At 66.8% G+C, this 22,434-nt stretch carries 20 protein-coding genes and 1 tRNA gene; 11 read left to right on the forward strand and 10 right to left on the reverse strand.

Translation table 11 applies throughout. The features are described 5' to 3' along the window. Positions 1–95: 95 nt before the first annotated feature. Positions 96–2,648 (forward strand): aminopeptidase N, encoded by a 2,553-nt coding sequence (gene pepN / locus ACP3TD_RS11905; protein WP_426767218.1) that lies wholly within the window; start codon positions 96–98, stop codon positions 2,646–2,648. Between the two features lie 18 nt (positions 2,649–2,666). After that, entirely contained in the window at positions 2,667–3,140 is a 474-nt protein-coding gene (locus tag ACP3TD_RS11910; protein ID WP_426763133.1) for an OsmC family protein, read from the forward strand. Here the strand turns inward: ACP3TD_RS11910 and ACP3TD_RS11915 are convergent. Then, on the reverse strand, positions 3,137–4,153 hold the full coding sequence (locus tag ACP3TD_RS11915) for an NAD-dependent epimerase/dehydratase family protein (protein WP_426763135.1): 1,017 nt from the start codon (positions 4,151–4,153) through the stop codon (positions 3,137–3,139). The genes ACP3TD_RS11910 and ACP3TD_RS11915 overlap by 4 nt on opposite strands. 66 nt (positions 4,154–4,219) lie before the next feature. Between ACP3TD_RS11915 and ACP3TD_RS11920 the strand changes: the two genes are divergently transcribed. Together ACP3TD_RS11920 and ACP3TD_RS11925 are read left to right on the forward strand one after the other, a co-directional pair. Beyond that, entirely contained in the window at positions 4,220–4,906 is a 687-nt protein-coding gene (locus ACP3TD_RS11920) for a mechanosensitive ion channel family protein (RefSeq protein WP_426763137.1), read from the forward strand. 2 nt (positions 4,907–4,908) lie between these two features. After that, complete coding sequence (locus ACP3TD_RS11925; RefSeq protein ID WP_426763139.1) at positions 4,909–5,358, forward strand: globin; 450 nt, start codon at positions 4,909–4,911, stop codon at positions 5,356–5,358. Between the two features lie 4 nt (positions 5,359–5,362). Here ACP3TD_RS11925 and ACP3TD_RS11930 read toward each other — a convergent pair whose 3' ends face one another. Continuing rightward, positions 5,363–6,022 carry a hypothetical protein gene (locus tag ACP3TD_RS11930; protein ID WP_426763141.1) on the reverse strand — a complete coding sequence of 220 codons (660 nt, stop codon included), beginning with the start codon at positions 6,020–6,022 and terminating at the stop codon, positions 5,363–5,365. Positions 6,023–6,085: 63 nt separating this feature from the next. On the opposite strand from ACP3TD_RS11930, the gene ACP3TD_RS11935 reads away from it, so the two are divergent. Further along, positions 6,086–7,066, forward strand: a complete 981-nt coding sequence (locus ACP3TD_RS11935; protein WP_426763143.1) for an acyl-CoA thioesterase — start codon at positions 6,086–6,088, stop codon at positions 7,064–7,066. Between the two features lie 128 nt (positions 7,067–7,194). Here the strand turns inward: ACP3TD_RS11935 and ettA are convergent, their stop codons facing one another. The 3 genes from ettA to ACP3TD_RS11950 all read right to left on the reverse strand — a co-directional run bounded on the left by ettA (position 7,195) and on the right by ACP3TD_RS11950 (position 10,225). Beyond that, positions 7,195–8,877, reverse strand: a complete 1,683-nt coding sequence (gene ettA / locus ACP3TD_RS11940; RefSeq protein WP_056079796.1) for an energy-dependent translational throttle protein EttA — start codon at positions 8,875–8,877, stop codon at positions 7,195–7,197. Between the two features lie 61 nt (positions 8,878–8,938). Then, positions 8,939–9,358: a DUF6993 domain-containing protein gene (locus ACP3TD_RS11945; RefSeq protein WP_426763146.1), complete on the reverse strand. Its 420-nt coding sequence runs from the start codon at positions 9,356–9,358 to the stop codon at positions 8,939–8,941. Between the two features lie 312 nt (positions 9,359–9,670). Then, positions 9,671–10,225, reverse strand: a complete 555-nt coding sequence (locus tag ACP3TD_RS11950; RefSeq protein WP_349035192.1) for a single-stranded DNA-binding protein — start codon at positions 10,223–10,225, stop codon at positions 9,671–9,673. A gap of 207 nt (positions 10,226–10,432) precedes the next feature. Here ACP3TD_RS11950 and ACP3TD_RS11955 point away from each other — a divergent pair. Beyond that, a tRNA-Arg gene (locus tag ACP3TD_RS11955) sits at positions 10,433–10,505 on the forward strand. 146 nt (positions 10,506–10,651) lie between these two features. Here the strand turns inward: ACP3TD_RS11955 and ACP3TD_RS11960 are convergent. Further along, positions 10,652–11,827 (reverse strand): ROK family transcriptional regulator, encoded by a 1,176-nt coding sequence (locus ACP3TD_RS11960; protein ID WP_426767220.1) that lies wholly within the window; start codon positions 11,825–11,827, stop codon positions 10,652–10,654. Positions 11,828–12,025: 198 nt separating this feature from the next. On the opposite strand from ACP3TD_RS11960, the gene xylA reads away from it, so the two are divergent. Then, positions 12,026–13,213, forward strand: coding sequence for a xylose isomerase (gene xylA / locus ACP3TD_RS11965; protein WP_426763149.1), 1,188 nt, complete (start codon positions 12,026–12,028; stop codon positions 13,211–13,213). Between the two features lie 2 nt (positions 13,214–13,215). Continuing rightward, on the forward strand, positions 13,216–14,634 hold the full coding sequence (gene xylB / locus ACP3TD_RS11970) for a xylulokinase (protein ID WP_426763150.1): 1,419 nt from the start codon (positions 13,216–13,218) through the stop codon (positions 14,632–14,634). A 115-nt stretch (positions 14,635–14,749) separates the two neighbouring features. On the opposite strand, the gene ACP3TD_RS11975 is transcribed toward xylB, so the two are convergent. The 3 genes from ACP3TD_RS11975 to ACP3TD_RS11985 are packed head-to-tail and all read right to left on the reverse strand — an operon-like array spanning position 14,750 to position 17,969. Beyond that, complete coding sequence (locus ACP3TD_RS11975) at positions 14,750–15,589, reverse strand: sugar phosphate isomerase/epimerase family protein (RefSeq protein WP_426763152.1); 840 nt, start codon at positions 15,587–15,589, stop codon at positions 14,750–14,752. Beyond that, the gene (locus ACP3TD_RS11980; protein WP_426763154.1) at positions 15,586–16,800 is read right to left on the reverse strand and encodes a dihydrodipicolinate synthase family protein; all 1,215 of its coding nucleotides are present in this window, start codon (positions 16,798–16,800) and stop codon (positions 15,586–15,588) included. Before ACP3TD_RS11980 ends, ACP3TD_RS11975 begins: the two co-directional genes overlap by 4 nt. Then, positions 16,800–17,969, reverse strand: coding sequence for a Gfo/Idh/MocA family protein (locus ACP3TD_RS11985; protein ID WP_091720822.1), 1,170 nt, complete (start codon positions 17,967–17,969; stop codon positions 16,800–16,802). Before ACP3TD_RS11985 ends, ACP3TD_RS11980 begins: the two co-directional genes overlap by 1 nt. Positions 17,970–18,138: 169 nt before the next feature. On the opposite strand from ACP3TD_RS11985, the gene ACP3TD_RS11990 reads away from it, so the two are divergent. The 3 genes from ACP3TD_RS11990 to ACP3TD_RS12000 all read left to right on the forward strand — a co-directional run bounded on the left by ACP3TD_RS11990 (position 18,139) and on the right by ACP3TD_RS12000 (position 20,780). Continuing rightward, positions 18,139–19,227 carry a LacI family DNA-binding transcriptional regulator gene (locus tag ACP3TD_RS11990; protein ID WP_426763156.1) on the forward strand — a complete coding sequence of 363 codons (1,089 nt, stop codon included), beginning with the start codon at positions 18,139–18,141 and terminating at the stop codon, positions 19,225–19,227. After that, positions 19,227–20,003: an alpha/beta hydrolase gene (locus ACP3TD_RS11995; RefSeq protein ID WP_426763158.1), complete on the forward strand. Its 777-nt coding sequence runs from the start codon at positions 19,227–19,229 to the stop codon at positions 20,001–20,003. The genes ACP3TD_RS11990 and ACP3TD_RS11995 overlap by 1 nt, the downstream gene beginning before the upstream one ends. 63 nt (positions 20,004–20,066) lie before the next feature. Next, the gene (locus ACP3TD_RS12000) at positions 20,067–20,780 is read left to right on the forward strand and encodes a DNA alkylation repair protein (RefSeq protein WP_426763160.1); all 714 of its coding nucleotides are present in this window, start codon (positions 20,067–20,069) and stop codon (positions 20,778–20,780) included. Here the strand turns inward: ACP3TD_RS12000 and mptB are convergent. Beyond that, the gene (gene mptB / locus ACP3TD_RS12005) at positions 20,777–22,333 is read right to left on the reverse strand and encodes a polyprenol phosphomannose-dependent alpha 1,6 mannosyltransferase MptB (protein WP_426763162.1); all 1,557 of its coding nucleotides are present in this window, start codon (positions 22,331–22,333) and stop codon (positions 20,777–20,779) included. The genes ACP3TD_RS12000 and mptB overlap by 4 nt on opposite strands. Positions 22,334–22,434 lie beyond the last annotated feature (101 nt).

Consider the following 22,434-nt stretch of genomic DNA (forward strand, 5'->3'; position numbering starts at 1 on the left):
GCCAGGGTCCGGGCAGTGCAAGAATGATCAGAGCCGGAGCCGGCTACCGCCGGCGCCGCAGCAGCCAACGTCTTCTGGAGGTCTCCTTGCCAGGCATGAACCTGACGCGCGATGAAGCCCGCGCCCGCGCCGAACTGATAACCGTCGAGTCCTACGAGGTCAGCCTGGACCTGACCCGCGGCAGCGAGGTGTTCGGCAGCATCACGACCGTGAAATTCGGGGCCGTTGCCGGGGCTGAGACGTTCATCGACGCCGTGACGCACACGGTGCACAGCGTGACCCTGAACGGCCAGAGCCTGGACCCCGCCGCTGTGGCCGACGGCGTGCGGATCCAGTTGCCCCGCCTGCAGGAGCACAATGAGCTGACGGTGGTGGCGGATGCACCGTACATGAACACCGGCGAGGGCCTGCACCGTTTCGTTGACCCCGTGGACAACGAGGTCTACCTGTACACGCAGTTCGAAGTGCCCGATTCCCGCAGGATGTTTGCCGTCTTTGAGCAGCCGGACCTCAAGGCGACGTTTGCCTTCACGGTCACCGCGCCCTCGCACTGGGACGTCATCTCGAACTCCCCCACGCCAACACCGGCCGAAACCTCTCCCTCCGATGACGGCGGAGCCCGCTCGGTGTGGACCTTCGCACCCACGCCCCGGCTGTCCTCCTATGTGACAGCCCTGATCGCGGGCCCCTACCAGTCGGTCCGCAGCGAGGTCACAAGCTCCGACGGGCGGGTCATCCCGCTGGGCGTTTTTGCCCGCAAGTCGCTGATGCAGTACCTGGATGCGGACAACATCTTCGAACTCACGCGCCAGGGCTTCGGCTTCTTCGAAGCACAGTTCGGGTGCCCCTACCCGTTCGAAAAGTACGACCAGCTGTTCGTGCCGGAGTTCAACGCCGGCGCCATGGAGAACGCAGGTGCCGTGACCATCCTGGAGGGCTACGTCTTCCGGAGCAAGGTGACGGGGGCGCAGATTGAACGGCGCGCCATCACGGTGCTGCACGAGCTCGCACACATGTGGTTCGGCGACCTGGTGACCATGCGGTGGTGGAACGATTTGTGGCTCAACGAGTCCTTCGCCGAGTACATGTCCCACCTCGCGGCCGTGGAAGCCACGTCCTTCACCAGCGCCTGGACAACTTTCGCCTCGGTGGAGAAGTCCTGGGCCTACCGCCAGGACCAGCTGCCCACCACCCACCCGATCTTCGCTGAGATCAACGACCTGCAGGACGTCGAGGTGAACTTCGACGGCATCACCTACGCCAAGGGCGCCTCGGTGCTGCGGCAGCTGGTGGCCTGGGTGGGTCCGGAACAGTTCATGGCCGGCGTCCGGGAATACTTTGCCAAGCACTCCTGGGCCAACACCGAGCTGAGCGACCTGATGGTGGAGCTCGAAAAGGCCAGCGGCCGCGACCTGGACGACTGGGGACGGCAGTGGCTGGAGACCGCCGGCGTGAACACCCTGGTTCCCGAACTGGACGTGGACTCCGACGGGACGCTGCGGTCCTTTGCCATCCGGCAGTCCGCCGTGCCCGAGTGGCCCACCATCCGTCCGCACCGGCTGGCTGTGGGTTTCTACAACCTGAATGCCGCCGGCAAGCTTGAACGCGTACACCGCGAGGAACTGGACGTCGACGGGAAACGCACCGACGTCCCTGCCCTGGCCGGGCTCAAGCAGCCGGACCTCATCCTGGTCAACGACGACGACCTCGCCTACGCCAAGGTCCGCCTCGACCCGAAGTCCCTGGCCACCGCGACGGCCCATCTGAAAGACTTCCAGGAAAGCCTGCCGCGCACGCTGGTCTGGAATTCGGCGTGGGACGCTGCCCGGGACGGCGAAACTCCGGCGCGTGCCTACGTGGAGCTGGTCCTCGCCAACGTGGCCGCAGAAACAGATTCCTCCGTCATCCTGGTGCAGCTGCGCCAGCTGGCCACCACGCTGAACTTCTACGTGGCCGAGGAACACCGCGAAGCCACCACTGCCGCGGCCGCGGACCGGCTCTGGGAGCTGGCGCAGGAAGTTGCCGGCGGATCCGACGCCCAGCTCCAGTTCGTTAAGTCCTTCGCCCTGCTGGCCGGCAGCACTTCCCAGCTGGACCGGGTAACCGGGCTCCTGGACGGGTCAGTCGCTTTGGATGGCCTCACCGTGGACCAGGACCTGCGCTGGGAGCTGGTGGCTTCCCTGGTGGCCGGCGGCAGGCTCGGCCAGGACGGAATCGACGCCGAGCTGGAGCGGGACAAGACGGCCAGCGGGCAGAACGCTGCGGCCCTGGCCACGGCTGCCATCCCCACCCCCGAGGCGAAAGCCGCCGCCTGGGAGTCGATCGTGGTCAAGGGCGATCTCTCCAATGCGTTGCAGGGTTCGGCCGTGGCCGGGTTCATGCGGGTGCTGGACCGGTCGCTGCTGGAACCCTACGCGGAGAAGTACTTCGCCGCTGTCCCGGGCATCGTCGCCACCCGCACGCACGCACTCGCCCAGCAGATCGTCGTCGGGCTCTACCCGGCGCTGCTGACCACCCAGGCCACGGTGGACCGCACGGACGGCTTCCTGGCCTCACTCCCCCAGGAGAGCGCCGCGCTGCGCCGGATGATGCTGGAAAACCGCGACGGCGTGGCCCGGGCATTGCGCGCCCGCGCCGCGGACGCCTGACAGGAAGGGAACGCAGCCATGGGCCTGCACGAACACAAGTACGCCTTGACCGTCCAGTGGACGGGTAACCGCGGTGAGGGGACCTCTTCCTACCGCGGTTACTCGCGGGACCACGACGTCGCCATTCCGGGCCTGCCGGTCCTGAAAGGCTCGGCAGACCCCACCTTCCACGGTGACCGTGAGCGGTACAACCCGGAGCAGCTGCTGCTGGCCGCACTGGCGCAGTGCCACATGCTGTCCTACCTCCACGTCGCCGTGAAGCACGGCGTGGTGGTCACGGACTACCGGGACGACGCCACCGGGGAGATGGTGCTGAACCGCGACGGGAGCGGCCAGTTCCAGAGCGTGACCCTGCATCCGCAGGTCACGGTGGCGGACCCGCGGCAGGTGGAACTGGCGGCGTCACTGCACCATGAGGCTAACCAGGTCTGCTTCATTGCCCGGAGCGTCAATTTCCCGGTGGGCCACGAACCCGTCACCGTGGTGGCTTAGGCGACGTTGCCGGTGCTGGCCCCTTCTCCCGCCCGGAGCAGGCGGACCAGCCCGGCTTCGGTCTCCGGTGCCAGCCCGGCATTGCGTGGCCGGCGCAGGCCCCGGACACGCTCATCAAGCAGGACGTCCGCGATGGTTTCCTGCCAGGGGCGCAGCACCAGCCCCGCGGCCCTGGCTGCCTGGTTGCTGCGGGCCATGAACCCGTCGTGGCCCGGCGGAAGCCACAACGGCAGCGAGTCCGGACCCGACCAGTAGGCAACGCCTTGGCCGGCGAGCCACTCCGGCGGGGCATCCAGGATGTGGCCGGTATGGCCTGCGGCCTCCCGTGATGCAGCCAGGTACATGGCAAAAGGCACCTGGTCCCCCAAGGCGTTCAGGGCTCCCGTTGTTCCCTGGCCGGCGGCTTTGAGGATCCATGCCGCGAGGTCCCGGACGTCGATGACCTGGGTGGGGGCCGCGCCGATGCCGGGGACCACCACGGGCGTGTTGTCCCGGGCGAAGCGGGCCGGCCAGTAGCCGTAGCGGTCGGATCCATCGCCCGGTCCGGCGATAAGGCCTGCACGGACAATATGGGCTTTGCCGCCAGCTAATTCCGCGGTGGCCGCTTCAATGGCTGATTTGGACTCGCCGTAGGTCTCCGGCGTCGATGCCTCCCCGTCGGTCAGTGGCTGCAGCAGTGCGGCGTCCTCCGCCGCGCCGGGCACGGAATGGTCCGCATAGACCGAACAGCTGGACACCAGCGTCCAGTGTCCAGTGCGTGCCGCGAGGCTTTCCAGCGCCCCGCGTGCCAGGGCGGGGTCGCGTGCCACCTCGATCACGGCATCCCATTCCCCCGCCGCGTCGTCGTAGGCGTTCGCGCCCAGTGAACGGTCGGCCTGCAGCCACACCGCACCCTCCGGCGGCCGCCCGGACGTGCCCCTGGCCAGGCACGTTACGCGCTGGCCTGCGGCTATGGCCTGACGGGCGATTTCTGCTGACAGGAAGGCAGTTCCGCCCAGGACGAGGATGCGCATTGCTCCACGCTACGGCGCTAGGGTTGAAGGTGAACAGAGCCAAGTTTCAAGGAGCACTTCCCCCCTATGGTCAGCATGTTGTCAGTCCTTCCGTCCGCCGCCACCGATCCGGACGGCATCAGCATTACCGGGATCGTGATCAGCCTCGGTGTGGGCGTCGCCGTCTGGCTGGTGGCGACGTTCGTCATTTCGCGGATCACCACCCGAGTGGCAGCCGGAAGCAACTTCTTCAAAAAACGCACTTTCAAATGGGTGGCTCCGGCGCTGCGGGCGCTGGACCACGAACGGCGCGTACAGCGCGCGGAAACCATCGGGTCGCTGCTGAACAGCGTGGTGGGCGTCCTGGTGGTGGTCATCACCGGCATGTACGTGCTGCAGAACCTGGACATCAATATTGCACCGCTGCTGACCAGCGTGGGCATCCTGGGTGTGGCCATCGGTTTCGGCGCCCAGCAGCTGATCCGCGATTTCCTGGCCGGAATCTTCATCACCATTGAAGACCAGTTCGGCATCGGCGACGTGATTGAAACCAGTGAGGTAGTGGGAGTGGTGGAATCCATGGGCCTGCGCATCACCCGGGTCCGGTCCGACGACGGCGCCATCTGGTACCTGCGCAACGGTGAGATTCTTCGGGTGGGCAACCGTTCCCAGGGACGTTACGTACCGCTGCATGAAGGGCCAACGGGCACCACTGACCAGAGCTCCGACCACGGCGTCGAGAACACGAAGACCGAGCAGAAAGCCGGAGAGTAGCCATGAGCCTCCCCATTGAGCCGCAGCGGCCCCAGCTGATGCAGAACGACCCCTTCAGCCAGCCGGCCTACACCGACAGCTTCTACGACGCCGTGGGCGGCCACGACACCTTCGTCAAACTGATCGATGTGTTTTATGACGGCGTGGCAACCGACCCGCTGCTGCGTCCCATGTACCCGGAAGAGGACCTCGAGCCGGCCAAGCGGCGTTTCCTCATGTTCCTGGAGCAGTACTGGGGCGGGCCCACCACGTACGGCGAGGAACGCGGCCATCCCCGGCTCCGGATGCGGCACATGCCGTTCAGCGTGACGCCCGAGGCCAAGGACCGCTGGCTGTTCCACATGCGCGCGGCAGTGGACGCACTGGAGCTGCCGGCACTCTACGAGGGCACGCTGTGGGAGTACATGGAACGCGCGGCGCTGTCCATGATCAACAGTCCGTCGGGCGCGTAACCGGCTACAGGAGTCCGCTGCCGGTCCGCGCCAGGACATGACCGCGGCTGCCGGAGAGGCGGAACCAGCGGCCGGCCCGGTAAAGCTTCTGGTCGCCGTCAGCGAGGAAGCCCAGGGCCAGGGCGGCAAATGCGGCACCGGCCGGCAGCCCGGTGGCGTCCAGTTCCCGGCCCCACACCGCGGCGCGGGCGTTGTTCACCATCAGCGCTCCGGGATTGTTGGGCACGGCGCGGGCCACCTCGCCAATGCCGGCCTCCGCGGCGGACTTAAGCTCGGCGTCCGGAACCGAACCCAGCAGCTCCCAGCCGCCCCGCGGGGCGCCCACGCCCGTCCACGATTCGGTGACGGTGGTGGGTGGAACGGGCAGTTCAACGTCGCCTGCCCCGGCCCGGGCCAGCCGGTCCAGGACCGCCGCCAGCGGCACCGTGACATCGGTTTCCGACGGCGCGGCAAGCTCCATGGTGCGCAGGCCCAGGATGGTGGGGGTGGCTTCGCCCAGGATCCGCGGCCGCAGCACGCAGACGTAGGCTGCCAGCACTGAACCTGCAGCCTGCAGCCTGATGGCGCCGTCGTCAATCGCTTTGGCGCGGGTAGCAAAGGTCTTCAGGTCGGCAAGATCCCGTGGGTCGGCGAAGCGGAAGGACGAAGTAAGAAGATCAGACACACCAAGAACACTACCGGCTGTGCCTTGTTTGAGCGGTGCCGGGGGGCCGTCTAGAGTCAAACCATGACTGAAGCCGAAGCCGGAATTCTGGCTCTTCCCGGCGGTGACCCCACGTCGTCGCTCATCAACCTCCTGGACCTGGGCGAGCTGGAAGGTGCGCGGACGGACGAGGATATCTTCCTTGGTCCGTCCCAGCAGCAGCCGCATCACCGGGTGTTCGGCGGCCAGGTGCTGGCACAATCGCTCGTTGCGGCCACGAGGACGGTGGAGGAGGACCGCGCCGTCCACTCCATGCACGGGTACTTCCTCCGGCCCGGTGACGCCAACAAGCCCATCACGTTCGGTGTCCAGCGGCTCCGTGACGGCCGGTCGTTCTCCGCCCGGCGGGTCCACGCCTACCAGGAAGGCACGCCCATCCTGTCGATGATCGCGTCCTTCCAGACTGAGGATGAAGGCATCGAGCACGAATCCGAGATGCCGGCCGGGATCCCCGGCCCCGAGTCCCTCCCCACCACGGCAGACCTGCTGGGGAAGTTCGACCACCCGGTGGCACGGCACTGGGCCTATGAGCGGCCGTTCGACATCCGGCACGTCAATCCCCCGCTGTATGTTTCGGCAAAGGGCGGGAAAGAGGCCACGAACGCCGTCTGGATGAAGACCTTCGGCCCCATGCCGGACAACCCGAACCTGCACCGTGCTGCCCTTGCCTACGCCAGTGATTACACGCTCCTGGAGTCCATCCTGCGGCGCCACGGCCTCAGCTGGATCACGCCGGGCATGAACGTGGCCAGCCTGGACCACGCCATGTGGTGGCACCGCCCGGCGCGCGTGGACGAGTGGCTGCTGTACGTCCAGGAGTCGCCCAGTGCTCAGTCGGCCCGGGGCCTGGCAACGGGAAAGATCTTCAACCGGGCCGGACAGCACGTTGCCTCCGTGGCCCAGGAGGGCATGGTCCGGGTGCCCTCGGACCTGAAAAGCAAGGTAGCAGGGGCCGTCCAGTCCAAGGTGCTGGAGCACCAGCTCCGCAAGGCCGGCGGGGCGTAGGGCTCCGGCCGCCGCGTTCCTGCTGGCCCGCTGTTGGCCCTTCACCACATGGCAAAGGCCGGCGCGGGTGGACCATAGTCCACCCGCGCCGGCCTCTTTGTGCCCGGAGCCACGGCCCCGGCGCATGACTAGTCGCGGGTCAGGCGGCGGTGGGTCACGCGGTGGGGCTTGGCCGCATCGGGGCCGAGGCGCTCCACCTTATTCTCCTCGTAGGACTCGAAGTTGCCCTCGAACCAGTACCACTTCGACGGGTTCTCCTCGTCGCCTTCGTAGGCAAGGATGTGGGTGGCCACCCGGTCCAGGAACCAGCGGTCGTGCGAAACCACCACGGCGCAGCCGGGGAATTCGAGCAGCGCGTTCTCGAGGCTGCTGAGGGTTTCGACGTCGAGGTCGTTGGTGGGTTCGTCAAGGAGCAGGAGGTTGCCGCCCTGCTTCAGGGTCAGCGCCAGGTTCAGGCGGTTGCGCTCACCGCCGGAGAGCACACCGGCCTTCTTCTGCTGATCCGGGCCCTTGAAGCCGAATGCTGCCACGTAAGCGCGGGACGGCATTTCGACGTTGCCCACCTGGATGAAGTCAAGGCCGTCGGAAACGACCTCCCACAGCGTCTTGTTGGGGTCGATGCCGCCACGGCTCTGGTCAGCGTAGGAGATCTTGACGGACTCGCCGATCTTCAGGTCGCCCCCGTCGAGCGGTTCGAGGCCCACGATGGTCTTGAACAGCGTGGTCTTGCCGACGCCGTTGGGGCCGATGACGCCAACGATGCCGTTGCGCGGCAGGGTAAAGGACAGTCCGTCGATAAGCGTCCGGTCCTCGAAGCCCTTCTGAAGGTTCTTGGCTTCGAGGACGACGCCGCCAAGGCGCGGCCCCGGCGGAATCTGGATCTCTTCGAAGTCCAGCTTGCGGGTCCGGTCGGCTTCGGCAGCCATCTCCTCGTAGCGGGCCAGACGGGCCTTGGACTTGGTCTGGCGGCCCTTGGCGTTGGAGCGGACCCACTCAAGTTCCTCGGTGAGGCGCTTTGCCTGCTTGGCGTCCTTCTTGCCCTGGACTTCCAGGCGGGCACGCTTCTTTTCGAGGTAAGTGGAGTAGTTGCCCTCGTACGGGTACAGGTGGCCGCGGTCAACCTCGGCGATCCACTCGGCCACGTGGTCGAGGAAGTACCGGTCGTGGGTGACGGCGAGCACTGCGCCGGGGTAGCTGGAGAGGTGCTGTTCGAGCCACAGCACGCTTTCGGCGTCGAGGTGGTTGGTGGGCTCGTCGAGCAGCAGCAGGTCCGGCTTCTGCAGCAGGAGCTTGCACAGCGCCACGCGGCGGCGTTCACCACCGGAGAGGTTGGTGACGTCGGCATCAGCCGGCGGGCAGCGGAGGGCATCCATGGCCTGTTCCAGCTGGGAGTCGAGGTCCCAGGCGTCCGCTGCGTCAATGGCTTCCTGGAGCTTGCCCATCTCGTCGAGGAGGGTGTCGTAGTCAGCGTCGGGGCTGGCCATTTCCTCGGAGATTTCGTTGAAGCGCTGGATCTTGCCGTAGATCTCGCCCACACCCTCCTGAACGTTGCCCAGGACGGTCTTTTCCTCATTCAGGGGCGGTTCCTGGAGCAGGATGCCCACGGTGTAGCCGGGGCTCAGCCGGGCCTCACCGTTCGATGGGGTGTCCAGCCCGGCCATGATCTTCAGGATGGTGGACTTACCGGCACCGTTCGGACCCACAACGCCGATCTTGGCGCCCGGGAAAAAAGACATGCTTACGTCATCAAGGATGAGTTTTTCGCCAACGGCTTTGCGGGCCTTGGTCATTGTGTAGATAAATTCCGCCATGCTTCCAAATCTAGTGGGTTGGCGGGCAGATCTCACATTTGCGTTGAATGGGCCACTGGCCTCATGACCCCACGAAGCACTTGCCGCTCGCGAGAACGGGGAGGACCGTCACGGTGACGGACCCTTCACGGACCTGGCCGATCACGCAATCCTGTCCCTGCAGCACGGCGGCTTCGATGGCGTCTGCTTCAAGCCCTGTTGGTGTCCGGCTTTGCGATACCTGAAGCGCTGCGGGGGCGATACCGGCCGCTGTGAGCACCTCTGTGACCTGGGCAGTTGCGGGTTTTGGCGTGCCTGCCGCCAGCCCGGTGAGGCTCTGGGTAACTGTACGTTTCATTGCTTCGGTAGCGGCTTTGTCCGCGTCGGATGTGGTGGCGAGCGCCTGTCCGCTGGGAGTGGCCGCCTCTTCCGGAGAGGCCGGAGGCGGGGCGCTGCCTGCCTGCTGCTCCGGGGCCGGCTGGCTTTGCGCCTGCTGGTCCATGGCCGGATTGTCCACGCCCGGCCCGGCAGGCGAAGGGCCACTGACACACCCTGATAAAAGCAGCACCAAAGCTGCTCCCGTTGTGGCGGTGAGGCGGGAGGTTACAGAGTGCCGCATGGTGTCATTCTGCCACGTGCCGGGCTGCCCCCTGGCCGCGGCAGCATCCGGCAGTCCCAGGCTGGCACGGCCCGCCGTATCCGGTTCCGGGATCCGACATGAGCCCCGGCGGCGTGTGGCGGGCGGACGGAATGCGGCCGGGGGGTGCCGCGTTCCGTCCGCCCGGGACTGGCAGGACGGTGAACGTGATGGGCCCTAGACTTCGGCGAGTTCCCCCGTTTCGAGATCGAGGGAAGCGAGTTCGCCGTTGCTGTCCTCGATGACAACGGCTGGTTGGGCGTCGTCGTCGGGATGGTCGAAGTCGTGGTCTTCTGCTTCGTCTTGGGTCAGGCCCATGGCTGACTGGGGGTCGTCGGGTACGGCGGGTGGCTCCACCAGGGACAGCGAGGGCTTTGACGACGTGCGGGTGAAGTTTGCAGAGCCGAGCGAAAGGTCATGACCCACAGCATCGGCGTAGATGACGGTCGAATGGTAGACGCGCCCGTCCTTTTCCCAGGTGCTGAGCCGCAGTTTCCCGACCACGATGACCGGCTGGCCCTTCCTGATGCTGCATCCGATGGTCCCCGCGAGTTGGCGGTACCCGTGGACGGTAAACCAGTTGGTGTGTTCATCCACCCATGCCTTGGCGGACTCGTCGAAGCGGCGTGAGGTAACCCCTACGCGGAAGGATGCCTTCGCGGTGCCGCGCCCGGTGGTGGAACTCGTTACATCCGTGGCCACGAAGCCCCGGATGGTCATTAGGTCTTTCATCTTTCACGTCCTGTCTCAATGGTGGTGCCCTTGCAGGCAATACCAGCATTGCGCCGCCGGGCAGCCGGCAGGAGGGGCAGGTTGGGCTATGTGCATAAGGCACCGGCGCAGCCGGATGTGGAGGGAGAGTCACCTGCAGATGACGGCACCGGCACCCCGGGCAGGGTAAACTTTTTGAGGCACTGGCCGTGAGGCCGGAGACCGGATGCCTCAGTAGCTCAGGGGATAGAGCAGCGGCCTTCTAATCCGCCGGTCGGGGGTTCGATTCCCTCCTGGGGCACCGAAAAGAGGTCCTGGCCTTGCGCATGCAGGCCAGGACCTCTGTTGCTTAAGCGGCCGCGGGAATCCGGCCAGGTTAGTGCGTCCGCGTGAGGGCCGTGCCCGACGCCCGAGCAGGATCGATGCGGCCCCTGACCTGCCCCGCGGCTAGCCCTGCAGCAAGTGCGGCGCGTCCACCAGCGAGCGCAGGACGCTTCCGGCCGCCCCCAGGAGCGCGCCCTCCTCACCGACGGCCGAGGTGACAACATGGTCGGCGGCCAGCTTCCCTGGCGCGTACGTGGAAAGACTGTGGAGCAGCGGCGCCCGCAGCCACTGGTCGAGGACGGCAAAGTGGCCGCCGAGCACCACCGAACCGATGTCCACCACCCGCGCAGTTGAGGCGAGGGCAATGCCCAAGTACTTGCCGGCACGTTCGACGGCGGATATCGCCCGGGCGTCCCCCGCGGCGAGCGCCGCAAGGAGGCTGCGCATGGCGGCGGAGCGGCTTCCGCCGTTAGTTTCAACGCCCGCTGCAGTGAAAATGGCATCCTGGCCGGCAATTGTTTCCAGGCAGCCCGTCCCCCCGCACGAGCAGGGGCTTCCCGCAGGGTCCACCACCACGTGTCCCACTTCGCCGGCGTGCCCGTCGGGCCCGGTGAAGAGTTCGCCGCCCAGGACCAGGCCGCCACCAACGCCCACCTCCCCGGAGACGAACAGGAAGTCCGCATCAGTGCCGGGCCTGTGCCGGAGTTCAGCCAGGGCCGCAGCGTTTGCTTCGTTGAACAGGGCGACGGCCAATGGCGCTTCCGGAAGCAAGGCGCCAAGGTCAAGGTCGACGCCGGTCCATCCCAGGTTGGGGGCGGTCAGGATTCCCGTCCCTCCTGGTCGCACCAGTCCGGGCACGGCGAGGCCGCCGCCGAGGATTTCCACGCCCCGCTCCCCCGCGTCACTGCGCGCTTTGGCCGCCAGGACGCCGAGCGCCTCCAGGACGGGTTCAGGCCGGCTTCCACGGTTGTCGCGTTCCCGGACTTCCAGGAACACCACCGTCCCGGAAAGGTCCATCACGCCGGCGGCTATGTAGTCCACGTTGACCTCCATACCCATCACGGCCCGCATGGTGTTCAGGTCCAGGCCCACCCCTGGACGTCCACGCTCCCCCCGTGCATTGAGTCCGACCTCGCGCACCAGGCCTGCGTCGAGAAGGTCCGTCACCATGCTTGAGACGGACGCTTTGGTCAAGCCGGTAGCGGCAGCAACCTGGGCCCTGGTGGGGAACGCTCCCCGGGGCGCACCGGCGATGGCACCGAGAACCAGGGAGAGGTTGCTCCTGCGCACGTCCCCCATGCTCCCCGGAGCCGCTGGCCCGTGGGGCGTCGACGCCGGTACCGGCAGCCTCATGGCACTCCTCGCTGCGGATCCCGCCAAAAATATCCTGTGGGTCCGCACCGCCGGACCCTTGACCACAGCCTACGTCCACACATAAAGTTCAGGCAATAAACTAAACATCCGTACATTTCGGACCATCGATCGCAAGGACGCATCATGACTCTCTCCCCCACCCCTGCTGACAAGTTCACCTTTGGCCTTTGGACGGTGGGCTGGACCGGAGCCGACCCCTTCGGTGTGGCCACCCGTGCGGCCCTTGACCCGGTGGAGGCCGTCCACAAGCTGGCGGACCTCGGCGCCTATGGCATCACCTTCCACGACAACGATCTGGTCCCTTTCGACGCTCCGGCCTCCGAACGCGAACTGATCCTCAAGAACTTCCGCGCAGCACTGGCCGACACCGGGCTCAAGGTGCCGATGGTCACCACCAACCTGTTCAGCCACCCGGTATTCAAGGACGGCGGCTTCACCTCCAACGACCGGTCCGTGCGCCGATTCGCCCTGTCCAAGATCCTCCGCAACATCGACCTCGCGGCAGAGCTCGGCGCAGAGACCTTTGTCATGTGGGGTGGCCGCGAAGGCAGCGAATACGACGGCTCCAAGGACCTCGCCGCCGCACTGGACCGCATGAAGGAAGGCGTGGACACGGCCGCCGGCTACATCAAGGACAAGGGCTACAACCTGCGCATCGCCCTCGAGCCCAAACCCAACGAACCCCGGGGAGATATCTTCCTGCCCACCGTAGGCCACGGCCTGGCCTTCATCGCCCAGCTGGAACACGGGGACATCGTGGGCCTGAACCCCGAAACCGGACACGAACAGATGGCCGGGCTCAACTTCACCCACGGCATCGCCCAGGCACTCTGGGCGGGCAAGCTCTTCCACATCGACCTCAACGGCCAGCGCGGCATCAAATACGACCAGGACCTCGTGTTCGGCCACGGCGACCTCACCAGCGCCTTCTTCACGGTGGACCTGCTGGAGAACGGCTTCCCGGGCGGCGGCCCGAAGTACGACGGCCCGCGGCACTTCGATTACAAGCCCTCCCGCACCGACGGCTACGACGGCGTCTGGGAATCCGCCAAGGCCAACATGTCGATGTACCTCCTGCTCAAGGAACGGGCGCTGGCCTTCCGCGCGGACCCGCAGGTGCAGGAAGCCCTCAAGGCATCGGGCGTCTTCGAACTCGGCGAACCCACCCTCAACGCCGAAGAAACCACCGCAGACCTGCTCGCCGACGCCGCCGCATTCGAAGACTTCGACGCCGACAAGGCAGCCGAGCGCTCGTTCGCGTTCGTCCGGCTCAACCAGCTTGCCATCGAGCACCTTCTCAACGCCCGCTGACCATGGCGCTGGTCGCGGGAATCGACAGTTCCACCCAGTCCTGCAAGGTAGTAATCCGCGATGCCGGCACCGGCGTTTTGGTCCGGCAGGGCCGTGCGCCACACCCCGAGGGCACCGAGGTCCACCCTGATGCGTGGTGGGACGCCCTGCGGGACGCCGTCGCCCAGGCCGGTGGCCTCGACGACGTTGCGGCCATCTCCGTCGCCGGGCAACAGCACGGAATGGTCTGCCTTGACGCCGACGGCGCGGTGGTCCGCCCTGCCCTGCTGTGGAACGACACGCGGAGCGCCGGTGCCGCCGCGCAGCTCATCGACATGGCAGGCGACGGCGATGCTGCCGCCGGCGCCCGCTTTTGGGCACACGCCACCGGGACAGTCCCGGTAGCGTCGCTGACGCTGACCAAGCTGCACTGGCTCCGGGAAAACGAACCGGAAAACGCAGCCAGGGTTGCCGCCGTCTGCCTCCCGCACGACTGGCTGACCTGGCGCCTGGCCGGATACGGACCGGGGAGCGGCACGGCTGGGCTTGATGCGCTGGTGACGGACCGCTCGGACGCCTCAGGGACTGGATACTTCTCGACGGCGGATGGAAAGTACCTGCCCCACCTCGTGGCCGCATCGCTTGGACACACCCCCACGCTGCCGGGGGTCCTTGGCCCGCTGGAGGCTGCGGGCAGGACGCCGGCCGGCGGCCTTCTCGCAGCGGGCGCGGGAGACAACGCTGCAGCCGCACTGGGTGCTGGTGCAGGGTTGGGCGACGTGGTGATGTCCTTGGGCACGTCCGGCACCGTCTTCGCGGTTTCGGAGACGCCGGCGGCCGATGCAACCGGACTGGTTGCCGGGTTTGCGGATGCGGCGGGGCACTACTTGCCTCTCGTGTGCACGCTGAATGCCACGCGCGTTTTCGATGCAACAGCAGCGCTGCTGGGAGTGGACCTGGCCGAATTCAACCGGCTGGCCCTGTCAGCGCAGCCCGGCGCGGGCGGACTGACCCTGGTGCCCTACTTCGACGGCGAACGCACGCCCAACCTGCCGGATGCCACCGGTTCCCTGCACGGCATCACACGGGCAAACTACACCCCGGCGAACGTGGCGCGCGCCGCCGTCGAAGGCGTGGTGTGCTCCCTGGCTGACGGGCTGGCCGCTCTTCTGGAACAGGGCGTGGAGGCCAGGCGCATCGTCCTGGTAGGCGGAGGCGCGCAGTCGGAGGCCGTGCAGGATGCCGCGGCCCGGCTGCTGGGGGCGGACGTCGCCATTCCGCGGCCGGGAGAATACGTGGCCGACGGCGCTGCCCGCCAGGCCGCCGCAGCGCTCACCGGCGCGTTCCCTGCCTGGGCATCAGACGTCGTCGTGCTTCCCCGGGAATCGGACGACGCCGGTGTGCTGGCGGCATACCGCCGGTTCGCCTCGCTGTACGCCTGACGTAGGGACATACAGAAGACCCGGACCGCAAGCGGTCCGGGTCTTCTGTATGTGGAACGCAGGCCGCTGCCTGTCACTTTCGAGAGCGCGGCAGCGGCCCGCGGCCTGGACCAGGTCAGGCGTACGGCAGGACAAGCTCCGCGTAGCGTTCCTTGACCGTGGACAGGACGGTGTTGCCGTCGGTGTCCCAGATCTCCTGGTTGAAGATTTCGACTTCGATGTCGCCGGTATAGCCGGCGTCCCGCACCCAGGTGCCGATGGTGGCGAAGTCCACGACGCCGTCGCCCATGTATCCGCGGGAGAGCAGCGGATCAGCGGCAATAGGCATGTTGAAATCGCACACCTGGTAGGAAGCGATGCGCTTTTCCCGTCCGGCACGCTCGATCTGCGCCTTCAGCTCCGGATCCCACCAGACATGGAAAGTATCGACGGCAACGCCCACCGTCGCGGCGTCGAAGGGCGCCGCAAGGTCCAGCGCCTGGCCAAGGGTGGAAATGAGTGCGCGATCCGCAGCGTACATCGGGTGCAGCGGTTCCAGCACCAGCCGGACCCCGTTTTCCGCGGCGAACGGAACAAGGTCCGCCAACCGGTCCGCCACACGCTGGCGTGCCGCCACGACATCCTTCTCCCCCGGCGCCAGGCCGCCGACCACCAGGAACAGTTCCCTGGTGTCCAGTGCCACGGCCTCGAGGATTGCAGCGCGGTTGTCAGCGAGCGCGGCCGCCTGCCCCTCGGCGTCGGCCGCAGTCAGGAACCCGCCGCGGCAGAGCGAGGAGACCCGCAGTCCCGCGTCCTTGATCAGGCGGGCAGCCTTGTCCAGGCCGGCTTCCTCCACGCGGTCCCGCCACGGGCCGATGGAGGGAATGCCGGCGTTGACACATCCCTCGACCACCTGGGCGAGCGTCCATTTCTTGGTGGTGGCGCTGTTGATGGCCAACCTTGAGAAGTCACTCACACGCCCACCCCGTTGATCCGCAGGTAGTCGGACATCCGGAAGGCGGCGAGCGCGGGATCCTTCAGCAGGCCCGCCTGGTCGGCGAGTTCGAAGGTCTTGGCCAGGTGGCAGACGGAGCGGCCGGAGTGCAGGCCGCCCACCATCTGGAAGCCCGGCTGCTTGCCGTTGAGCCAGGACATGAACGCGATGCCGGTCTTGTAGTAGAACGTGGGGGCGCTGAAGATGTGCTTGCCCAGTTCGCGGGTGGAGTCCAGGATCTCGCGGGCCTTGGCGGCGTTGCCGGCGTCGTAGCTCTGCAGGGCTACCGAGGCGGCCGGGTAGATGGCTGCGAAGATGCCGAGCAGTGCGTCCGAGTGGTGCGCGCCGTCTCCATCGATGAGTTCGGGGTAGTTGAAGTCATCACCGGTGTAGAGCCGGACGCCCTCGGGCAGGGCTGCGCGCAGGGCCACCTCGTGGCTTGCATCGAGCAGCGAGACCTTGACGCCGTCAACCTTGTCCGCGTTGTCCTTGATGAGGCCCAGGAAGGTCTCAGTGGCGGCGGCGACGTCGTCGGAGCCCCAGTAGCCGGCAAGCGCGGGATCGAACATGGTGCCGAGCCAGTGCAGGATGACGGGCTGGTCAACTTCCTGCAGCAGCGTGGAGTACACGTTCAGGTAGTCCTCCGGACCCGTGGCTACCTTGGCCAGCGCACGGGAGGCCATCAGGATGACCTTCGGCCCGGCTTCGCTGATGACGGCAATCTGTTCGCGGTAGGCCTCAAGGACAGCCTTGAGGCCCGCTTCGCCCGCGGGCAGGGCGTCGATGTCCAGCTGATCGGTGCCTGCGCCGCAGGACACGAGGTCACGGACGGACTTTCCGGCGGTGGCCGCGTTGTTCGCTGCAACCACGGACGCCGCCTCGACGCCGGTGCGCTTGATGAGCTGCTGGGTGGCTGCCCAGTCAAGGCCCATGCCCCGCTGTGCGGTGTCCATCGCATCGGCGACGCCCAGGCCGTAGGACCACAGTTCGTGGCGGTAGGCCATCGTGGCGTCCCAGTCCAGGCGTGCCGGGGCGCCGGGGGTGTTGTCGGCAAGGACCTCGGGGATGACGTGGGCTGCGGCATACGCCCGCCGCGCTGTCAGGGGGGCGGAGGGGCGGGCCCAGGTGGTGCCGCCCTGCAGGCGGTATTCCCTGGTGCCGCCGTCGTGGGAGGGAAGGATGAGGGACGTCATTAGAGCGTGATCTCCGGGATGTCGATGGTGCGGCGTTCGTCGTTGGACTGCAGTCCGAGCTCTGCGAGCTGGACACCCCGGGCGGCGGAGAGCAGGCCGAAGCGGTGTTCGCGGCCGGCGACGACGTCGCGGAGGAATTCTTCCCACTGCAGCTTGAAGCCGTTGTCGAGTTCGGCGTTGGCGGGAACTTCCTGCCACTGGTCACGGAAGGATTCAGTGACGGGCAGGTCCGGGTTCCACACGGGCTTGGGGGTGTGCGCGCGCTGCTGGGCAACGCACTTGTTGAGGCCTGCGACCGCGGAACCGTGGGTGCCGTCGATCTGGAATTCCACCAGCTCGTCGCGGTAGACGCGGACGGCCCAGGACGAGTTGATCTGGCCCACGACTGCGTCTCCCGCGGGGGTCTCAAGCTCGAAAATGCCGTAGGAGGCGTCGTCGGCCGTTGCCTTGTATTCCTTGCCGGCCTCGTCCCAGCGGGCGGGGATGTGCGTGGCGGTCTTGGCGCTGACGCTCTTGACCTTGCCGATGATGCCTTCGAGGACATAGTTCCAGTGGCAGAACATGTCCGTGGTCATTCCGCCGCCGTCTTCCTTGCGGTAGTTCCAGGACGGGCGCTGGGCGGCCTGCACGTCGCCTTCAAAGACCCAGTAGCCGAACTCGCCGCGGATGGAGAGGATGCGGCCAAAGAAGCCTTCATCCACCAGGCGGCGGAGCTTGACCAGGCCCGGGAGGTACAGCTTGTCGTGGACGACGCCTGCGGTGACGCCGGCTTCCTTGCCGATGCGGGCCAGTTCGATGGCTTCTTCCAGGGTTTCCGCGGTGGGCTTTTCGGTGAAGATGTGCTTGCCGGCCAGCATGGCCTTCTTCAGGGTGGCCGCACGCAGGCTGGTCATTGAGGCGTCGAAGATGACGTCAACGGTGGGATCGTTGATGACCGATTCCAGGTCGGTGGTCCATTCGGCAACCTTGTGCTTTTCCGCCAGTTCGCGGATCTTTGCCTCGTTCCGCCCCACCAGGATGGGCTCAACCTGTACGCGGGTGCCGTCTTCCAGGGTGAAGCCGCCGGCGTCACGGATCGGCAGGATGGAACGCAGCAGGTGCTGGCGGTATCCCATGCGGCCGGTGATGCCGTTCATGGCGATGCGGATCGTCTTTGTTTCGAAGCCCATGTGTCCTCCACGGTGAGTGAGCAAGTTTTACTCAAGCCTGATTGGGAAAGCGCATTCCCACTGGTTCCATCATGCACCGCTTCCGCCGGAGTTGGCAAGCGCTTTCCGGAAGAACTTTCAACTGCCATAATGTGGTGACCGTTATCTTCCCCGACGTCCAGGAGCTGCTGTGGCCGCTAGTACCCTCACCGAGGTGGCCCGGCTTGCCGGGGTGTCTCCCGCCACCGCCTCCCGCGTCCTCAACGGCTCAGCGCGCAAGCCCGGCAAGGACATCGCCGAGCGGGTCCGCCAGGCGGCGGATTCACTGGGCTACATTCCCAACGCGCAGGCGCAGGGACTGGCGAAGTCGAGTTCCGGCCTGATCGGCCTGATCGTCCACGACATCGCGGACCCCTACTTCGCGGCAATTGCCAGGGGCGTCCAGGAGGCTGCCCGCGAACAGCGCCGGATGGTGCTGCTGGCCACCACGGGCGGAGCTCCCGGGGAAGAAAAGGAAGCAGTTGCCGCCTTCGCTGCGCGGCGCGCCGATTCGATCGTGATCGCCGGCTCGCGCTCGTCACGGGCTGAGGACGGGGACGAAAACGCGGAACTGGCCGCGGAGCTGGACCGCTACTGCCGCAACGGAGGGCAGGTCGCTGTGGTGGGACACCCTGTAGTGGGCGCCGCAGCCCCGGAGGGCTACCACGTGGTGTCGGTCCCCAACCAGGAACTTGCCGCAGACCTTGCCGTGGAACTGGCAGCGGGGTGGGACGGCGACTTCGTCATCATCGGCGGCCCGGAAGGTCTCTTCACCTCCGATGACCGGATCCGCGGCTTCCAGGAAGGGCTCAGCCGGGCAGGCCGCGGCCCCGCCGAGGTCCTGCGGAGCTCCTTTAACCGGTCCGGAGGATACGAGGCCGGCCTCAAGCTCGCGGCACGGATCAAGGCCGGCGGAACCGGCGGGAGCGGCCGGCCGGCCGGCAACGGGCTGGGTATTTTCGCAGTCAATGACGTCATGGCCATCGGTGCAGCCGCCGCCTTGCGGGCAGAAGGGCTCCGCATCCCGCGCGACGCACGGATCGCAGGCTTCGATGACATCGAGACCCTGCGCGATTTCAGGCCTGCGCTTTCCACGGTCAGCCTGCCGCTGGAGGAGATTGGGCGGCTCGCCACCAGGGCCACTGCACCACCCACGGCCGACGGCGACGACCAGGATTCCGCACCGCTTCCGGTGACCGGCAAGGTCATGCTGCGCCGCAGCACGGAGGCCACGGACTGATGACGCCGAACGGCCTGACCTCCATTCCCGCCCGTTGCTCCGGTGGCGGGTTGCGGCCCGCCGTCCTGGTCCTGCCCGGCGGCGGCTATGCGCGCCAGGCCGACCATGAGGCCGAACCCGTTGCCGAATGGCTCTCTTCGCTGGGTATTCACGCCTTTGTCCTGCGCTATCGGGTAGCTCCCCAGCGGCACCCCGCTCCCCTGGTGGATGCCAAGGAAGCCATGCTGTACATCCGCGGCGGCGCCCACGGCCTGGCGGTGGATCAGGAACGGATCGGGGTGCTGGGATTCTCGGCGGGCGGCCACCTCGCTGCCACACTGTCGACGGCGGTTTCCACGGGAGTCCCGGCCCTCGACGTCCCCGGCTCCGTGCCCGACCTGGCAGTGCTGTGCTACCCCGTGGTCTCTTTGACCCGGGACGTACACCAGGGCTCGGTCGACAACCTCGTGGGCGACTCACCGTCCCCGGACCTGCTCTCGGCTCTTTCCGCAGACCGTCAGGTGACCTCCCAGAGCCCGCCGGCTTTCCTGTGGCACACGGCCGACGATGAAGCCGTGCCCGTCAGCCACAGCCTGGGCTACGCGCAGGCGCTTTTCGACGCCGGCGTGCCCGCGGAACTCCATATCTTCCCGCACGGCCGGCACGGCATCGGCCTGGCAGCCGGAGCACCGGGCGCCGAGGAGTGGCCGGCACTGTGCGCGGCGTGGCTGGAGCGCGCCGGCTGGACGTACGCCGGCCAGTCAGCCGTCCCCGAACCTGCAACAGCGGCGCCCTGACCGGTTACCGGGGATGTGGAAGTAATGGCTGCGGTGGCCCGACGCGCTGGCTAAGGTTGCCTCATGGAAAGCCCAGCGACTTCCAACCCCCAGGTGCTCGCTGCAATCCGGTCTGAGCTGCGCGAACACGCCGATCCCGCGCGGGCAGCGGGCGCCCAGGCGTACATGAGGTCAAGCCTTCCCTCGCTGGGAGTCCGGGTGCCGGAAGTTCGCCGGATCGCGAAGAACGCGGCTGCCGCAGCGCCGTTCCGGTCCGGGGAGGAACTGCGTGCCACCGTCCTCGATCTGTGGCGCCACTCCGAGGTGCGCGAGGAGCGGTACGCCGCCATTGATTTGACCGCGAACAGGATGGTGTCCCGGGACCTGCACATGCTGCCGGTCTACGAGGAAATCATCCGTACCGGCGCCTGGTGGGACTTCGTGGATGGCGTTTCGGGGCGAGTCTGCGGCCTGCTTCAGGCCCACCGTGAGGAAATGACTGCAGTGCTGCGCGCCTGGAGCACCGATGAGGATTTCTGGTTCAGGCGGGCCTCCATCATCGCCCAGCTGAAAGCCAAGGCCGCCACGGACACCGCCTTGCTGGCCTCCGTGATCGAAGCAAACCTGGGAGACGGAGAATTTTTCGTCCGGAAGGCCATCGGATGGGCACTGCGGGAGTACGCCAAAACCTCACCGGACTGGGTGGCGGCCTTCGTGGCTAGGCACTCGGCCGTAATCAGTCCCCTGTCGCGGCGGGAAGCGCTTCGACGGCTCAACGGCCGGGCTGCGGGCCGCTAGATCACCGGACGTTCAACAACCAGGTCCCCGGACTTGCGGAACAGCCGTTTCGTCGAGGGATCCCAGAAGATCAGGTAGAGGCCGAACAGCAGGCCTGTCACAGCGGCGGCGACCCGGGCCAGGGTCAGCGCGAAGCCCAGGTCATCGGCCTGGAGGTACGGGAAGACTTCAAGCTGGTCCGAGATGGCGTAGATCATGAAGAAAGACACCACAAAGTAGAGCGCTTTAACCTGCCAGTCGTTGCGGATGCCGGTGACGGCAAAGAGCGGAATGAGCCACACCACGTACCAGGACTGGATGATGGGGGCCAGCAGGACGATGGCAGCGAATCCGAGCGTAAGCCGCCGCATCAGCCGGTCGTAGTCGCCCCGCAGGATCAGCCAGGCCACGATGCCCACCGCCAGGAGCTTTCCGGCGTCGAACACCCACCCTGCGAAGACGCTGCCGTCCAGGCCAAAGGAATTGGCCAGCGAGGCCACGATCATGCCGATCAGGCCCACCGGGGCGTACCAGATGGCAATGCTGCCGGGGGCAGAGAGCCCGTTGATCCACCCGAACCCGAATCCGTTCACCAGGCCCATCAGAACCAGGAGGCCAAGGCTGATGCCGGCCGTCAGCGCCCAGAAGGAAAACTTGCGGGGCCAGCCGGCATTCTGCCCGGCCCAGAGCAGGCCGATGAAGGGAAGAAAGACAATCGTGATGGGCTTGACCGCGATGGACAGCGTTACCAGGACAATGCCGCGCACCACCCGGTGCGTGGCGCAGTAATACAGGCCTGCGAGGGCCAGGCCGATCATGAGGGAATCGTTGTGGACGCTGGCGATGAAGTTGGTCAGGAACAGTGGGTTGGCCGCCGTCAGCCAGAGCGCCCGGTGCGGGTTGACACCGTGCAGTTCGGCCAGCTTAGGCACGTAGATGACGCACAGCACCACCCCCGCCACCGCCACCAGCCGGAACAGCATCACGCTGGCTTCGGGCTGGACATTGGTGGACCAGACAACGAACTGCTCGATCCACAGGAACAGCTGGCCGTAGGGAACCGGCGCTTCGGTCCACATTTTGTCAGCGCCCAGCTGGAAGTAGTTGGACAGGGCTGAGATGCCGTTCTCGTAGGGGTTGAACCCCTCAACCATGAGGCGGCCCTGGCCGATGTAGGCATAAACGTCCCGGCTGAACAGCGGGACGCAGACCACCATCGGCAGGCCCCATGCCAGGATCGCCTTGAGCGTGGCGCTGCGCGCCTGCGGTCCCCACACGTGGACCTTCTGGCCCAGACGCAGCCAGGCCCGCACCAGGAGCATGCCGCCCACTGCCAGCAGGATGATGGAGAGTGCTACCCCGGCGGCCTCGGCGCGCATCCAGATGAACAGCGGCATCCTGCGCAGTTCGGAAACGGGCGCCAGCCAGCCGACCCCCAGGGATCCAGCCAGCATAAACATGGAGCCAGCGAAGCCTGCAAGGATCGGGGACCGGGGATCGTCCATCTCGGCACCGCCGCTGACGGCCGGGGCGGCGGCTGCCATTCCGCCCGCCGCGGGCAAAGGCGCCGTCATATCAGGGTTGTCCAATCTTTGTGCGTTTTCGCAGGCCGCGCCCGCCGGCCGAAGGGCCTGTCCGGGGCGCGTTTCCACGCAGCGGGGAGACCCGCCACGTA

Origin of the sequence: Pseudarthrobacter sp. 1G09 (genome assembly GCF_050038305.1) — a bacterium.
GTDB lineage: Bacteria > Actinomycetota > Actinomycetes > Actinomycetales > Micrococcaceae > Arthrobacter > Arthrobacter equi.